The sequence below is a fragment of the Leclercia sp. M-A074-M genome, assembly GCF_965195605.1.
Classification (GTDB): Bacteria; Pseudomonadota; Gammaproteobacteria; order Enterobacterales; family Enterobacteriaceae; genus Enterobacter.
Genome location: NZ_CBDAHM010000004.1, coordinates 267,559 through 282,515 on the forward strand (window position 1 = coordinate 267,559; position 14,957 = coordinate 282,515).

Below are 14,957 nucleotides of genomic sequence, written 5' to 3' on the forward strand. Positions count from 1 at the left end.
ATCTGATTATGTCCACACTGAGCCAAACCACACAGAGTAACGAACGCGCGTACTGGGGCGCTATTTTTGCCATGACCCTGTGCGTATTTGTCCTGATTGCCTCGGAGTTTATGCCGGTCAGCCTGCTGACGCCCATTGCCCGCGATTTAGGGGTCACCGAGGGTCTGGCCGGCCAGGGGATTGCCATCTCCGGCGCGCTGGCGGTCCTGACCAGCCTGAGCCTGACCCGTATTGCCGGGAATATGAACCGTAAAACGCTTCTGCTGGGTATGACGGCGCTGATGGCGGCGTCCGGGCTGCTTATTGCCTTTGCGTCCAGCTACCTGGTCTATATGGTCGGACGGGCCCTGATTGGGATCGCCATCGGTGGCTTCTGGTCCATGTCTGCCGCAACGGCCATCCGCCTGGTGCCGCAACATCAGGTCTCCCGTGCGCTGGCGATTTTCAACGGCGGTAATGCCCTGGCAACGGTGGTAGCCGCCCCGCTCGGCAGCTATCTCGGAGCCACCATCGGCTGGCGCGGAGCCTTTCTGTGCCTGGTTCCGGTGGCAATCATCGCGTTCATCTGGCAGTGCTTTAGCCTGCCGAAGATGGAGAATGACCGGGCGACACAGGGTACGGTATTGCGCCTTTTCCGCCAGCCTGTGGTGCGCGTGGGCCTGTTAGCCTGCGGTCTGTTCTTTATGGGACAGTTCGCGTTATTCACCTACGTGCGCCCATTCCTGGAAACCGTCACCCACGTCAGCGCCTCCGGCTTGTCGCTGATCCTGCTTACCATCGGTATCGCGGGATTTGTTGGCACGCTGATTATCGCCGGCTTTTTAAATGCACGTTTTTACCCGACGTTAATGGCGATTCCCCTGCTGATGGCCACCATTGCCGGAATGTTGATCCTGACCGGACACAGCGTCTGGATCGTCGCCCTGCTGTTGGGACTCTGGGGTCTGCTGGCAACCGCAGCACCCACGGGATGGTGGACGTGGCTCGCCCGTACTCTGCCCGAGGATGCAGAGGCCGGTGGCGGACTGATGGTGGCGGTGATTCAGCTCTCTATCGCCCTGGGTTCCACGGCGGGCGGCATGGTGTTCGATAACCTTGGCTGGCAAAGCACCTTTGGCGTGAGTGCTATTTTGCTGCTGAGCGCGGGGGCGCTGACATTTTTGACGGCATCTAAAAACCAGTAGAATCAAGAAAATACCCCGGAGCACGCGCCGGGGCAGGAGGATCAGAGAGAAAGCTCAGAATCTTTAATATTGGCAATGGGGCCCAGGATTGAGCTGTCAAATTCGCGTAAGGTTCGGCCTGCGGCAACACGCTCAGGCCAGTCGTGATTTGCCAGCGCGCCGCGCCCAAGTGCAATGAAATCGGCTCCCTTCTCCATGACCTGTATTGCCCGCGCCTCATCGTGGAGACTGCCATTAGCCATAATCGTCAGCTGTGGCGCATATTTACGGGCCAGTTCGACAAGTGAGAGCGGGTTATCAGCAAATGCTGGCTGCCAGGCTTCATACTCCGTCAGGTGCAGATAATCGATACCGGATTGCGCAAGCAGCGAAAATACCACCCGGGCATCGTCTTCCCCATTAGCCCATTTATGGAAGAAGTCGTTCACTTTCCCCTGCGAGATACGGATCCCTACCGGAATATCATGACCTACCCGCTGTCTGACAGACTGAATGACGTCAAGGCTGAGTTGAAGGCGGCCAGCGATGTCCCCGCCCCAGCGGTCAGATCGCGGGTTGGTGTAATCCGTGAAGAACTGATCGAGAAGATAGCCATTGGCACCATGGATCTCCACACCATCAAAGCCAGCGTCGAAAACGGCAGCCGCAGCCGCATCGGCAAAGCTTGTGATAATCTTCTGGATCTCCTCTTCACTGAGTTCACGTGGTACAGGATACTCACCTTTTCCACGATAAAATGACATCTGTTGGCCCACTGGACGAACGGCGCCTGGTGCCACTGTTCCCGTCCTGAAATAGTTCCCCTGCGACAATGCGCCAGCGTGCTGGATTTGGGCAAAAATGTGGCCGTTATGCTTGTGGACTGCGTCGGTGACGTTGCGCCATCCCGCAATCTGTTCCGGGCTGGTTAAGCCAGCCTGAAAAGCATAGGTCTGTGACCATTCCTTATCAATGTAAATACCTTCTGATATCACCAGGCCGAATCCACCCCGGGCGAAGTCTTCGTAGTAAATCGTCATACGATCGCTGGCGATGCCCTCCACTGAGGCGGTGACACGGGTCATGGGCGCCACCACCAGACGGTTTTTTAAGACAACCTTTCCAATATGCCCCGGGGTAAAAAGGGATGATTTGTTCATACGTTACTCCTGATTAATTAAATCGTAAACGCACTATAATCATTGTTTAATCAGGCTTAAACGGGGCAAAATGATAAGGCTGTATAACGTTTATCGTTATAATCACGATGGCCGTTAGATAACTTTTGCGCTGATTCTGATACCGGAGCCGCTATGAACTTGCAGGATGTTTCACTCTTTCTCGTTATCACCGAAACGCGCAGTCTGACGCAGGCAGCGAAACGACAGGGTCTTTCCGCCATGGCCGTTTCAAGACGCCTCGCCTCCCTTGAACACGAGCTGGGAACGCGCCTTTTACAGAGAACGACGCGCTCTGTCTCTTTAACTCAGGAAGGAATGGAATTTCTGCCTTACGCACGGGCGCTTATTGATGCAGAGGCAGGTGCCCGCGCGCTATTCTCTCCCTCAACCCAGGGCGCGTCCGGATTACTGAGGATCACTGCCCCATCAGGCTTTGGAAGACGAAATATTTTGCCTCTGGTTTCTGAACTGTTAGCGGACAATTCAAAGCTGAATATTGACCTTCAACTCAGCGAGAATGTAGTTGATATTGTTGGGAAAGGATTCGATGTCGCCATCCGCATCGCGCCATTAAAAGACTCCACGCTCATTGCCCGCAAAATTACTGATAATCCGCGGATCGTCTGCGCTTCACCCGATTACCTGAAGGCGAATGGCGTACCTCATTTTGTTGAAGATTTACTGCAGCACAGTTGCCTCAGACTCAGCAGCGTGCCTCAATGGCTGTTTGAACGTGATGGTGACGTTATCAGGATCGGTGTTGATGGGCGTTTCAGCTCCGATAACGTCGAAGGAATAAGAGAACTCTGTTCTCACGGACTGGGCATTGCGCAGCTTACCCGCTGGGATGTCATGAAAGAGCTCCACGAAGGCACGCTTGTTGAGATTAATTTTTCTGATGTCAGGCCGCAGGCGTTATCGGTCTGGGCCGTACTGCCAACAACACGTTATCTTCCTCTGCGGGTCAGTATGTTTATCGATAAATTGAAGTCATCGCTGATCTCAACCGCTACGGGCTGAAATATGTCACGACAGATCTCTCTTTTTCAGTCCGGAGATGGCCCCCGCTCAATGCCATATTGCCTTGATTGACGTCCTGACGGGTATGTAAGGCGTTGTTCCGACCGCCGGGCTGATGGCGAAACAAGCCCGTCTCCAGGGGCTGGTGGTCGGCAGCAATCGTATGCGGCAGGACGTTGTCAGAGCGCAGAATCAGACCGGGATCCGCCCCGCCATTTCCGACAGGTTTGAAGGGCTGGCCTCTGTCAGCGAAGCATTCAGCCTCCTTGCGGGCGGAAAGCACTTCGGGAAAATCACAGTTGAATGGTAAGCCATGGATTGCGGCACCTGCATTAATATCGGCTGTACCATGAGCGAATCGCTGAACGATCTGTTTGCTCTGGTGAAATAGGCGCTATATCTCAGACAGGCTGACCTGACGTGGTTGCGTCAGCCTGTTTTATACGCCACCCACTCTTGCCAGACATTTTCTGGGTCAATATCGCGGTAGCCGCGCTCTCTGATCATATCGTTGGCCGCCTCGTCCGGCAGCCGGATGGCCGTAGCACCATCGCGGATTGCCTCTACCTCTTCCTGTGTTAACGCCCGCCCCAGCTCCTGCTCTTTATCAATCAGGACGACGATTAAGGCGGGCACAAAAACAATCTGCATATTTATAATCCCTTAATATGTTTGCCTGCCACTTTATCACTGGCTGTTAAGGCATAGTGCCTGAATCGTGAATTTCATCAGGACGGCAGCTTATGACGCTATAAATCCGGCAAGCCACTCTGGCAGATGTGGTGCTACTCAGTGCGCTGGGATGCAGTACCTATCGTGCTCACTTTACTCATGTGGGTGTCAGAGGAATAATTGAATGCCTTTTTAAATGAAACAGGCATGCCCGGCATGCCATCTCTCTCTATCTACCTGAAGTGGACATTATTCATTTACGCTGACGTTCAGCCTTTTAGCTTCCATCGTTATTAACTTTTGGGCAACCGTCATATCGCCGCCGTGAACACGATCTATCAGGTTCTGGATGAGCGTAACCATCAAAAAACTCTTATTAGCAGGAGAGAAATCAGTCATATCGATCCCGCTCTCCTGGAGTTCATGATGTGCTGCCCTCTCTGTTTCTTCAACAATTTCAGCCGCTTTCTCGTTCATCCGATCAATGTGTGCAAAGACAATACGATTGATCATTTCTATCTGTTCTGGCGTGAAATTTTTTTCCATTATTGTCCCTCGAGAAGGTTAGAAACTCTAAAAATCGGTCATATTGCAACAAATTTAATAAATGAATACAGCACCACTTAAATAGTAAGACATTCTTAAGTTTAAAACGGTCAGAGCCTGCTTACGCATCTGTTGCAGTTCATACTTCATGCAACCCCTGACGCCGCGCAGGTTTACCGCCGTGACGCGGTCGAAATCCTCTGCTGTTGCGTCTGCGATCTCTGCCAGCACATTCTGGATCCCGGCGTTGTGGAAGGCGATAACGAGGCGGCCAAAGATAGTTATATAGACCCAGCATTCAATTTCTGATGGACCCGGAAATTATCCTTGGTAGGGTTTATGTAAACCAAAAAGGAAAGGGAATATCAGATGCCATCTCAATACACACTCAATGACCTGCTCGGGTTGCTTGTTTTTTCACAGAAATATCCCTTTCTTCATGACGATCTGGACGGCCTGATCATTGCATGGGCTGAAGATCAAATCACCGCAGGAAATGAGTCGGAGACCCTTTTGATCCTCGCTTCACTGGCGCTTGATAATCAACCTGTACGGGCTGAAGTTGAATTATATCTGTCACGGTACATGGCAGAGCAGCGGATAGATCTGCCCCCGCTAAAAACGGCAGCACTGGTCTGGATCAAGCTATTTATGCGTCAACTTTCCAGGTGCGCGTCCATCCATGATGCCGAACAGAAATTGTCTTTTCTGGTGTGTTATTGGCTTGAACCTGGCGTAAAGATTTTCTCTGCGGTGGTCGATACCCTGAAATCGCTTTACTGGCATCTCTTTGATGAATGGGAGGGACCTGGCACAAGCGAAGCAGTCAGGATGGGGGAGTCCGAATTCTTTGCGCTGATTAATCGTGCGATGCTGCCCTATTCCCGTAAAATTGAGAACCCAGACTGGCTGGATCTGCTTGTGCGGTAATGTTTACCTATGAACCTGGACACAAAAGTTAACTTAACTGAATAACTGCCCTGTGCCAGGAGCGGCCCCAGATCCTATGAATTAAAACGCTATGTGAAGCGTAATACAGCTATCAAAACAGATCGCAATCTGCTTTTCGGCATATACGCAAACCGTAAGCTGACGCAAAAAGGCGCATGACGTCTTCAGCTAAACGTCATGCGCCGCCTGTGAAGGCATCATCCATATTTTAAGGTGAAGGTCATCCCTGATATTTAACTGCTGCCCTCATTCAATTATTGCGTTGCAGCGGCTCACCCTTGCCAGCGTGACTGCCGGATAATATTGCAGAAGTTAAAAGGAGTGAAACCGGGTTCCTTATCCTTAATAACGTCAGCCTTTACGTTACCGAATGTCGTCTGCGGCTTGTGTTTTATACCGTCATAAAATGCCTGAATAATATCCTCTTTAAATGTTGGCGTACGGGGATACTGCTGCGTAACCGCTTTAATATCTGCTTCTGAAAATTTTTCATAATCGATTCCCAGCACATCCATTTCCACGCCTGCGGTAACCAGGGCTATTTCTGGTGCCATGAACTCAGGTATGCCTGGTGTGGTATGGAGTGCAATGGCTGTCCATACCTTATCAATGTCGGCAGGAGCGATACCATATCCCTCCAGAAAGGTACGTGCCGCATTGGCGCCGTCTACTTCAAAACGTTTGTCACAGCTGCAATGCTCATGGGTGAGTCCAATGTCATGAAACATACAGCCAATGTACAGCAGCTCACTGTCTACTTTCAGGCCTCTTTCCTGCCCAGCCAGGGCCGCCCAGTAATAAACCCGGCTTGAATGATTAAACAGCAGCTCTGTTTCGGTGTCCCTGATAAATTCCGTGGCTTCTCTGGCCATACGGCTGTCCGGGACGCTGATACCTTTAATGGCAGAACTCATGAATAACTCCTTAGATGGCTATGGTGTGCCTCTAAATTAGGGTTTATCATTCATGTCTGCCACCGTACTTTTACGACGAATAAGGACATCTGGATTTATTCAGACGCCGGGAGGAGAAAATGAGTCATACCACAGCCATACTGGCGGTGCCGGGCGTGCAGTTGCTTGATGTAGGCGGGCCTATAGATGTTTTTGCTGAGGCTAACAGAATCCTGGGACGTCAATTTTATCGTCTGTATGTCGTTTCCGTCAGTGGCTCTGCTGTGCAGGCCTCGTCCGGCGTCAGGCTGGCGGCAGATTTTTCACTCGCGGATATTTCAGAACTCGTTCCTGATACGTTTCTCATTGCGGGCGCACCAGGTATGTCTGGTTATACGCCAGAGAGCAATGTCCTGGCGGGTATTACCGCCTTATGCGAAAAAAGTGAGCGGTTTGGATCCGTATGTACTGGCGCGCTGCTGCTGGCGCTTACCGGAAAACTCAGCGGTAAGCAGGTCACCACCCACTGGAATTGTGCGGAACTGCTTTCTATCAGACATCCTGAAATAGTCGTGGAAAGCGATGCGCTGTTTATCGCCGATGGTAGGGTGCGTACTGCCGCCGGTGTGACATCCGGCCTAGATCTGGCATTGAGGTTGGTGGAGGAAGATCTGGGGCGGGAAATTGCGGCCGAGGTTGCGGATCAGTTAGTGATGTTCTTTCGTCGGCCTGTTAATCAGTCGCACTTTGTCAGACGAAGCCAACTTTCCCTGAACGGACGCTCAGCACTCCAGGATCTTCAGCGTTGGGCAATTCAGAATATTAAAGAGATTGGCTCGGTTGCCATGTTGGCGCAACACATCAACCTTAGTGAGAGGCACCTTACGCGTATTTTTCGCCAGGAGATCGGTTTGACCCCGGCTCAATGGCTGGAGCGTGAGCGCGTGTCAAAAGCGCGCTTGCTGATTGAAAAAGAGAAGCTGCCCGCGAAAAAAATAGCCGCAGAATGCGGTTTCTCAGGTCCGGATGTCATGCGGCGTGTGTTCAGTCGACTCACAGGCATGACGCCTGCCGCCTATCGGAAGATGGTAGGCCAACAGGAAGACTTCCCCACCCAAGTTTGCCCTAAACTCACTGAATAACGGCTCTGTTGTTGTTAACTCACCCGACAAAGGACACCTGCACCATGCTAAAAATCCTTGGCAAAACCACCTCCATTAACGTGCGCAAAGTGCTCTGGACCTGTGAAGAAGTGGGTCTGGACTATCTGCAGGAAGATTACGGCAGCGGCTTTGCCTCTACAGAAACCGATGCCTTTCGCGCGCTGAACCCGAATGCGATGGTGCCGGTGCTGATCGACAATGATTTCGTGATCTGGGAATCCAACGCCATTTGCCGCTATCTGGTTCGCAAAACCGGGCGGGACGACCTTCTCCCGACAGATCCACAAGCCTGCGCCAACGTCGAACGCTGGATGGACTGGCAGGCGACGGAATTTAATAACGCCTGGCGCTATGTCTTTCCGGCCCTGGGGCGTAAAAACCCGGACTTTAACGATCCGGCGCGAATTGCAGCCGGGATTAAGGAGTGGAACCACCATATCGCGATCCTTGAGCAGCAGCTGCAACGCACCGGGGCATGGGTGGCGGGCGACACTTTTACCCTGGCCGATGTGGTGCTGGGGCTGTCGGTGAACCGCTGGAAGATGACCCCTTTTGAGCATCCACCGGTGCCCGCTATCGAGGCCTGGTTTGAACGCTTAAATCTGCGCCCGGCGTTTTTGCGCCACGGAAATAATGGCATGCTTTGAGCATAATGCGCCGAGGTAAATAAACACTTTGTTATCAAGGTTATTTTATTTAATTACTTAATTCTCGCCCACCTCCGGTGCCTTAATAATTAAGTACTATCCTGGACAATCCATGACCAGGCTTTGCTAGCCTGATTATTCAGGCAAAGCTCAAACCGGAGGTATTCTTTGCTGATTAAACTTAAGAAAGAACGAACCCATCAGGAGGATCGTCGTCTTGCCCTCTGGCTGGCGACCTCCGCAGGATTGCTGAATGCCATTGCGCTGGGGGCTTTTGGCTTCTTTCCTTCCCATATGACAGGCAATACCTCACAATTTTCCAGCGAAGTCTCCTCAACGGATCTGAACGATATTATTTTCTTCGCCACCATTATTCTGTCTTTTGTGACCGGGGCAATTATTGCGCGGATCATTGTTTTATGGGGCATCATGCACAATGTGCGGCTCATTTTTTGTCAGGTTTTGTTTATTGAAGGGTTATTACTGGCCGGCGTCTCTCTGCATGAAATCTATTTTCATACCTTCACGACTAACAGGGAAATTATTGTTTTTCTCTGCGGGCTGATGGGTATTCATAATTCCACCTCCACCCAACTTTCCGGCGGACGGGTACGCTCCACCCATATTACTGGCACGTTAACCGACGCAGGCATTTCGCTGGCCTCTGTGGTGGTGGCGATGCTACGCCGGGATTACTCCAAAGATACCGCCGCACAAACCAGCCAGCTTACAACCCACCTCACCACCCTTTTCTCGTTTATCACGGGAGGGATTGCCGGGCTGGTCCTGTTCAGGTGGTTTGGGTTTAATGCGATGCTGGCCCTGGGCTTAATGCTGGTTTTCGTCGCCACCTTCTCTATCATTAGCACCTCGCTGCGGGTGCGAAAGGTTCGCGCTGCACTCAGCAAATAACAATCTCTACTTCTTCATTAAGTGACGGTGTCACTTAATGAAATTATCTTTAAGACTATTCTGCCTGCCGGTATCCAGCCCTTACCCCGTAAGGCTTAACCTCATATTTCCGCAGTATTCATAAGGTTAGGAATAATACCGCTTCGCTGGAACCCTTCCCAAACCCTTGCTATAGCTCAAATACCCCTGCCAAAACATGGCTTAACAACAGGCAATCGATGGTTGCTATAACGAACGCATGCGCACAGGGAGACACACCGCAATGCATACTTTATTAAAACGCTCGCTGCTTTTTGTCGGCGCCATTATTGTGGTCGTCGCCCTCCTCGTCTGGGGAATTGGGCTGGAGACGATCAAAGCGCGCCAGGTTGACCTGGTTTATCTCGGGCGACAGCATCTGATTTTAGTCTTCTCATCCATGTTCTTCGCCCTGCTGGTCGGTATCCCCAGCGGTATCTTGCTGAGCCGTCCGGCCGCGCGCGGTATCGCCGAATACGTTATGCAGATTTTTAACGTCGGCAACACCCTGCCACCGCTCGCAGTTCTGGCCCTGGCGATGGTGGTGATTGGCATCGGCGATACGCCCGCCATTATCGCCCTGTTCCTCGCCTCGCTGCTGCCGATAGTGCGTAACACCTACGCTGGTCTGTGCTCGGTTCCGGCATCATTACTGGAAGCGGCAAACGGCATCGGGATGACCAAATGGCAGCGTCTGCGCCAGGTGGAGCTGCCTAACGCCTGGCCGGTAATGCTCTCCGGTATTCGTATTGCCACCGCCATTAACGTCGGTACCGCACCGCTGGCCTTCCTGATTGGCGCCAGCAGCTACGGCGAGCTGATTTTCCCCGGCATCTACCTGAATGATTTCCCGACGCTGATCCTGGGCGCGGCGGCCACCGCCCTGTTCGCCCTGATTCTGGATACGTTGCTGGCGGCGCTGGGCCGTCTGATGAGCCCGCATCTCGCGCGATAACAATAATAAGGAGCTTCTATGAGACTATTTACCGGCCTGGCGGCGCTCTGTACCGCCGCGCTCTTTACCAGCCAGGCGCTCGCGGCGCCGTTGATCCTGGCGACCAAGAGTTTTACCGAACAGCATATTCTCTCGGCGATGACCGTGAAGTATCTGCAAAAGAAAGGGTTTGAAGTTAAGCCTCAGACCAACATTGCCACCGTCATTTCCCGTAATGCGATGATCAACAAGCAGATCGATATGACCTGGGAGTATACCGGCACCTCGCTGATCATCTTTAACCACATCAACAAACGCATGTCGCCAGAGGAGTCTTACGAGACGGTGAAACGTCTGGATGCGAAGCACGGCCTGGTGTGGCTCAAACCTGCTGACATGAACAACACCTACGCCTTTGCCATGCAGCGTAAGCGCGCCGAGGCTGAAAATATCAATACCATGTCAGAGCTGGTGGCGAAGATTGAGCAGGTGCGCAAAACCGATCCGGATAATAACTGGATGCTGGGTCTCGATCTTGAATTCTCCGGGCGCAGCGATGGCATGAAGCCGCTGCAGGCGGCCTACAACATGGAGCTCGATCGCCCGCAAATTCGCCAGATGGACCCGGGCCTGGTCTATAACGCGGTGCGCGACGGCTTTGTCGATGCCGGGCTGGTTTACACCACTGACGGACGCGTTAAAGGCTTCGATCTGAAGGTGCTGGAAGATGACAAAGGTTTCTTCCCGAGCTACGCGGTGACCCCGGTAGTGCGCAAGGATACGCTGGAAGCCAACCCGGGGCTGGAAGAGGCGCTGAACACCCTCTCTGCCCAGCTCAATAACGACGTCATCACCGAGCTGAACAAGAAGGTGGATATCGATCATCAGTCACCGCAGCAGGTCGCCCGTGATTTCCTGCGTAGTAAGCAGCTGCTGTAAGGAGGCGCTATGGATACCGTTCACTACATTCTTGATAACTGGGGTTACATCATGACCCTGACCTTCCAGCACCTGTGGCTGGTGGCGCTGGCGGTGGGCTTAGCCATTATTATCGGCGTGCCGCTGGGCATTCTGATCGTGCGTCACAAATGGCTGGCGACGCCGGTGCTGGGGATTGCCACCATCGTGCTGACCATCCCGTCCATTGCTCTGTTCGGCCTGATGATCCCCCTCTTTTCCATGATCGGTCAGGGTATTGGCGCCCTGCCCGCCATTACCGCCGTGTTTCTCTACTCGCTGCTGCCGATTGTGCGTAACACCCATACGGCGCTGGACAGCCTGCCGCCCGGCCTGCGCGAAGCGGGTCGCGGCATCGGCATGACCTTCTGGCAACGCCTGCGCTGGGTAGAAATTCCGATGGCGCTGCCGGTGATTTTCGGCGGCATCCGTACCGCGGTCGTAATGAATATCGGCGTGATGGCCATTGCCGCCGTCATCGGCGCGGGCGGGCTTGGCCTGTTGCTGCTAAACGGCATTGGCGGGAGTGATATTCGTATGCTGATTGCCGGCGCGCTGATGATTTGTCTTTTAGCGATTGTGCTCGACTGGTTACTGCACCGTCTGCAGATCGTTCTGACTCCAAAGGGGATTCGATAATGATAAAACTGGAAAACCTCACCAAACAATTTTCACAGAAGCACGGCCAGACTTTTAAGGCCGTAGATAACGTCAACCTGAACGTGCCCGAAGGGGAGATGTGCGTCCTGCTCGGCCCATCCGGCTGCGGCAAAACCACCACCCTGAAGATGATTAACCGGCTGATTACCCCGAGCAGCGGCACCATCCAGATCAACGGCCAGGACACCAGCGAGATGGATACCGTGACCCTGCGCCGCAACATCGGCTACGTGATCCAGCAGATTGGCCTGTTCCCGAACATGACCATCGAAGAGAACATCACCGTGGTGCCGCGCATGCTGGGCTGGGATAAAGCCCGCTGTAAAACCCGCGCCGAAGAGCTGATGGATATGGTAGCGATGGATCCGCATAAGTTCCTTAACCGCTATCCGCGGGAGATGTCCGGTGGTCAGCAACAGCGTATCGGCGTGATTCGCGCCCTGGCGGCGGATCCTCCGGTACTGCTGATGGATGAACCTTTCGGTGCGGTGGACCCGATTAACCGCGAGGTGATCCAGAACCAGTTCCTCGAGATGCAGCGCAAGCTGAAAAAAACGGTGATGCTGGTGAGCCACGATATCGACGAGGCGCTGAAGCTAGGGGATCGTATCGCCGTCTTCCGCCAGGGGCGCATTGTCCAGTGCGCCAGCCCGGACGAACTGCTGGCGAAACCGGCCAATGAATTTGTCGGCTCGTTCGTTGGCCAGGACCGCACCCTGAAGCGTCTGCTGCTGGTCTCCGCGGGCGATGTCACGGATCAACAGCCAACTCTGACCGTGCGCCCGGTCACGCCGCTGCCGGAAGCCTTCGCCATCATGGACGACAACGACATTCGCGCCGTCACCGTGGTGGATGAAAACGGCAAACCGCTGGGCTTTGTGAAGCGCCGGGAAGCGCGCAATGCCACTGGCACCTGCGCCGATCTGCTCCACCCGTTCCGCATGACCGGCAAAGCGGAGGACAACCTGCGTGTGGTGCTGTCACGGCTGTATGAGAGCAACACCAGCTGGATGCCGATTGTTGATGAAGAGGGGCGCTATAACGGCGAAATTTCTCAGGACTATATTGCGGAATACTTAAGCTCCGGCCGCACGCGCCGGGCGCTGAATATTCACAGCGACAGTTGATATTGTAAGCCGGGCCTTGCCCGGCTCTTCGCATTGCTAACCCCGCGTTTTCCCGTCAAAATATTGTATCTTCCTCATATACGCGTAACCCATGCATCGACTCCATGCTTACCCTGACATCCGCGCGATGTTTCGCCGGTTGCTGATCGCCAGCGTGATTGGCGTGCTGGCGGCCCTGGCCGTGGCCCTGTTCCGCCATGCTCTCTATTTACTGGAGTGGCTGTTTCTGAGTAACGAAAGCGGCAGTCTGGTGAATGCCGCCAGCGCCCTGTCGCCCTGGCGACGCGCACTGACCCCTGCCCTCGGCGGGCTGGCTGCCGGGCTGCTGCTGTGGGGATGGCAAAAAAAGACCGCGCAGCGGCCCCATGCGCCCACCGACTATATGGAGGCGCTGGAAACGGGTGACGGACAGTTTGACTACGCCGCCAGCCTGGTCAAATCCCTGGCGTCGCTGCTGGTCGTCGCCAGCGGCAGCGCCATTGGCCGGGAAGGGGCAATGATCCTGCTGGCCGCCCTCGCCGCCTCCTTTTTTGCCCAGCGCTTTACCCCCAAAACGGAATGGAAACTGTGGATTGCCTGCGGTGCCGCCGCCGGGATGGCCAGCGCCTACCATGCCCCGTTAGCCGGAAGCCTGTTTATTGCTGAGATCCTGTTTGGCACCCTGATGCTGGCCTCGCTCGGCCCGGTGGTGATTGCCGCCGTGGTCGCCCTGCTCACTACACGCCTGCTCAGCCCCGGCGCGAATACGCTCTATGAGGTACACCTCAGCGAAACGCTGACCGGGGTGGATTATTCATTGATCGTGGGAATGGGCCTACTGGCCGGCATCTGCGGCCCGGCGCTAATGTGGCTCATGGCCTTCAGCCATTCCCTGTTTCTCCGCCTTAAGCTCTCTCCGCCCTGGCAGCTTGCGCTGGGTGGTCTCATCGTCGGCCTGCTGTCGCTGCTGACCCCTAAGGTCTGGGGAAATGGCTACAGCGTGGTGCAGGGGTTCCTGCTGGCGCCGCCGCTGCTGTCGGTCATTGTGGGGATATTTATCTGCAAGTTGCTGGCAGTGCTTGCCAGCAGCGGCTCTGGCGCACCAGGTGGGGTTTTCACCCCAACGCTGTTTGTCGGCATGGCGACCGGTATGCTGTTTGCCCAGTTGTTTATGCTGTGGTTGCCCGGCGATGAAACCGCGATTTTACTGGGGCTGGCAGGAATGGCGACGCTGCTCGCCGCCACGACGCACGCGCCAATCATGTCGGCGCTGATGGTTTGTGAAATGACCGGGCAGTACGTTCTGCTGCCCGGTTTGCTGATCGCCTGTGTGGTGGCGTCGGTTTTATCGCGAACGTTACGCCACGACTCGATCTACGGCCATCACCCCGCCGAAGGCAGAGAGGTCGATATAGTGCGCTAAGTCGCGCTGCTCGGCGCGCGGCAGGTACGGCAGTTCACCCACCAGTGGCGCCGGCAGCTTTTTGCTTAACACATCGATAATTTCGGCGTAGTGCGCCAGGCCCGGATTGATGCGGTTCGCCACCCACCCCACCAGCGGCAGGCCATCATTGGCGATGGCCTGGGCGGTCAGCAGGGCGTGGTTGATACAGCCCTCCTGAATGCCGACCACCAACAGCACCGGTAATTGCTCTTGTACCACCCATTCGGACAGCGGACGCAGATCGTTCATCAGGCTGCGCCATCCGCCGGTCCCTTCAACGACCACGTGATCCACTTGCTCGCCCAGGCTGGCAAGCCCGTTCGATAACAGGGTGTAATTCACCAGCCCACTGTGCGCCACGCTGCTCTCATCTTCGCTAAGCGCAATGGGGTTAATGGCATGATAAGGCAGTTCTAAAGAGGAGACACTTTGTAGCACCAGCGCATCTTTATTGCGCAATCCCTCTGGCGTCTCTTTACTCCCTTTGGCTACCGGCTTGTACCCTGCAACACGCTTTCCGCTGGCCATCATGGCTTGCAGCAAGGCGCGGGACACCACCGTCTTGCCGACAGAGGTATCAGTACCCGTTACAAAGAAACGCTTAAGCATCACTGACTCCACCGTTATGCTCTGAAAATATAAATGAAGGAAATAATTCAGTGGAGGAAGTCTAAGGTATGCGCTATCCGC

Annotated in this window: 18 protein-coding genes; 12 read left to right on the forward strand and 6 right to left on the reverse strand. The window is 54.2% G+C overall.

The window, feature by feature from the left end:
• Positions 1-8 precede the first annotated feature (8 nt).
• Positions 9-1,184, forward strand: a complete 1,176-nt coding sequence (locus ACOKCT_RS10895) for an MFS transporter (protein WP_420193478.1) — start codon at positions 9-11, stop codon at positions 1,182-1,184.
• A 41-nt stretch (positions 1,185-1,225) separates the two neighbouring features.
• Here the strand turns inward: ACOKCT_RS10895 and ACOKCT_RS10900 are convergent, their stop codons facing one another.
• The gene (locus ACOKCT_RS10900) at positions 1,226-2,323 is read right to left on the reverse strand and encodes an NADH:flavin oxidoreductase (protein WP_156654428.1); all 1,098 of its coding nucleotides are present in this window, start codon (positions 2,321-2,323) and stop codon (positions 1,226-1,228) included.
• Between the two features lie 153 nt (positions 2,324-2,476).
• Between ACOKCT_RS10900 and ACOKCT_RS10905 the strand changes: the two genes are divergently transcribed.
• Both ACOKCT_RS10905 and ACOKCT_RS10910 read left to right on the forward strand, forming a co-directional pair.
• Positions 2,477-3,364 (forward strand): LysR family transcriptional regulator, encoded by an 888-nt coding sequence (locus ACOKCT_RS10905; protein ID WP_103179451.1) that lies wholly within the window; start codon positions 2,477-2,479, stop codon positions 3,362-3,364.
• A 115-nt stretch (positions 3,365-3,479) separates the two neighbouring features.
• Positions 3,480-3,674 carry a hypothetical protein gene (locus tag ACOKCT_RS10910; RefSeq protein WP_180210315.1) on the forward strand — a complete coding sequence of 65 codons (195 nt, stop codon included), beginning with the start codon at positions 3,480-3,482 and terminating at the stop codon, positions 3,672-3,674.
• A gap of 119 nt (positions 3,675-3,793) precedes the next feature.
• Here ACOKCT_RS10910 and ACOKCT_RS10915 read toward each other — a convergent pair whose 3' ends face one another.
• From ACOKCT_RS10915 to ACOKCT_RS10925, 3 genes are all read right to left on the reverse strand, one after another.
• Positions 3,794-4,015 (reverse strand): hypothetical protein, encoded by a 222-nt coding sequence (locus tag ACOKCT_RS10915; protein ID WP_420193479.1) that lies wholly within the window; start codon positions 4,013-4,015, stop codon positions 3,794-3,796.
• Positions 4,016-4,285: 270 nt separating this feature from the next.
• Positions 4,286-4,582, reverse strand: coding sequence for a nitroreductase (locus ACOKCT_RS10920; RefSeq protein WP_103179448.1), 297 nt, complete (start codon positions 4,580-4,582; stop codon positions 4,286-4,288).
• Between the two features lie 54 nt (positions 4,583-4,636).
• Positions 4,637-4,885: an SDR family oxidoreductase gene (locus ACOKCT_RS10925; protein ID WP_159339324.1), complete on the reverse strand. Its 249-nt coding sequence runs from the start codon at positions 4,883-4,885 to the stop codon at positions 4,637-4,639.
• Positions 4,886-4,951: 66 nt separating this feature from the next.
• Here ACOKCT_RS10925 and ACOKCT_RS10930 point away from each other — a divergent pair, with 66 nt between their 5' ends.
• Entirely contained in the window at positions 4,952-5,512 is a 561-nt protein-coding gene (locus tag ACOKCT_RS10930; protein WP_159338985.1) for a hypothetical protein, read from the forward strand.
• Between the two features lie 293 nt (positions 5,513-5,805).
• On the opposite strand, the gene ACOKCT_RS10935 is transcribed toward ACOKCT_RS10930, so the two are convergent.
• On the reverse strand, positions 5,806-6,447 hold the full coding sequence (locus ACOKCT_RS10935) for an HD domain-containing protein (RefSeq protein ID WP_159338987.1): 642 nt from the start codon (positions 6,445-6,447) through the stop codon (positions 5,806-5,808).
• Between the two features lie 119 nt (positions 6,448-6,566).
• Between ACOKCT_RS10935 and ACOKCT_RS10940 the strand changes: the two genes are divergently transcribed.
• From ACOKCT_RS10940 to clcB, 8 genes are all read left to right on the forward strand, one after another.
• A complete protein-coding gene (locus ACOKCT_RS10940; protein WP_420193480.1) occupies positions 6,567-7,568 on the forward strand; it encodes a GlxA family transcriptional regulator in 1,002 nt (333 codons plus the stop codon).
• A 44-nt stretch (positions 7,569-7,612) separates the two neighbouring features.
• Complete coding sequence (locus ACOKCT_RS10945; protein WP_103179444.1) at positions 7,613-8,236, forward strand: glutathione S-transferase family protein; 624 nt, start codon at positions 7,613-7,615, stop codon at positions 8,234-8,236.
• Between the two features lie 168 nt (positions 8,237-8,404).
• Entirely contained in the window at positions 8,405-9,148 is a 744-nt protein-coding gene (locus ACOKCT_RS10950) for a YoaK family protein (RefSeq protein ID WP_156654421.1), read from the forward strand.
• A gap of 262 nt (positions 9,149-9,410) precedes the next feature.
• A complete protein-coding gene (osmY, locus tag ACOKCT_RS10955) occupies positions 9,411-10,121 on the forward strand; it encodes an osmoprotectant ABC transporter permease OsmY (RefSeq protein WP_180210318.1) in 711 nt (236 codons plus the stop codon).
• An 18-nt stretch (positions 10,122-10,139) separates the two neighbouring features.
• On the forward strand, positions 10,140-11,039 hold the full coding sequence (gene osmX / locus ACOKCT_RS10960) for an osmoprotectant ABC transporter substrate-binding protein OsmX (protein ID WP_420193481.1): 900 nt from the start codon (positions 10,140-10,142) through the stop codon (positions 11,037-11,039).
• Between the two features lie 9 nt (positions 11,040-11,048).
• Complete coding sequence (osmW, locus tag ACOKCT_RS10965; RefSeq protein WP_103179440.1) at positions 11,049-11,696, forward strand: osmoprotectant ABC transporter permease OsmW; 648 nt, start codon at positions 11,049-11,051, stop codon at positions 11,694-11,696.
• Complete coding sequence (osmV, locus tag ACOKCT_RS10970; RefSeq protein WP_103179439.1) at positions 11,696-12,844, forward strand: osmoprotectant ABC transporter ATP-binding protein OsmV; 1,149 nt, start codon at positions 11,696-11,698, stop codon at positions 12,842-12,844. The genes osmW and osmV overlap by 1 nt, the downstream gene beginning before the upstream one ends.
• Before the next feature lie 91 nt (positions 12,845-12,935).
• A complete protein-coding gene (gene clcB / locus ACOKCT_RS10975) occupies positions 12,936-14,246 on the forward strand; it encodes a voltage-gated ClC-type chloride channel ClcB (RefSeq protein WP_159338991.1) in 1,311 nt (436 codons plus the stop codon).
• On the opposite strand, the gene bioD is transcribed toward clcB, so the two are convergent.
• Positions 14,181-14,876: a dethiobiotin synthase gene (gene bioD / locus ACOKCT_RS10980; RefSeq protein WP_103179437.1), complete on the reverse strand. Its 696-nt coding sequence runs from the start codon at positions 14,874-14,876 to the stop codon at positions 14,181-14,183. The genes clcB and bioD overlap by 66 nt on opposite strands.
• Positions 14,877-14,957: the final 81 nt, after the last annotated feature.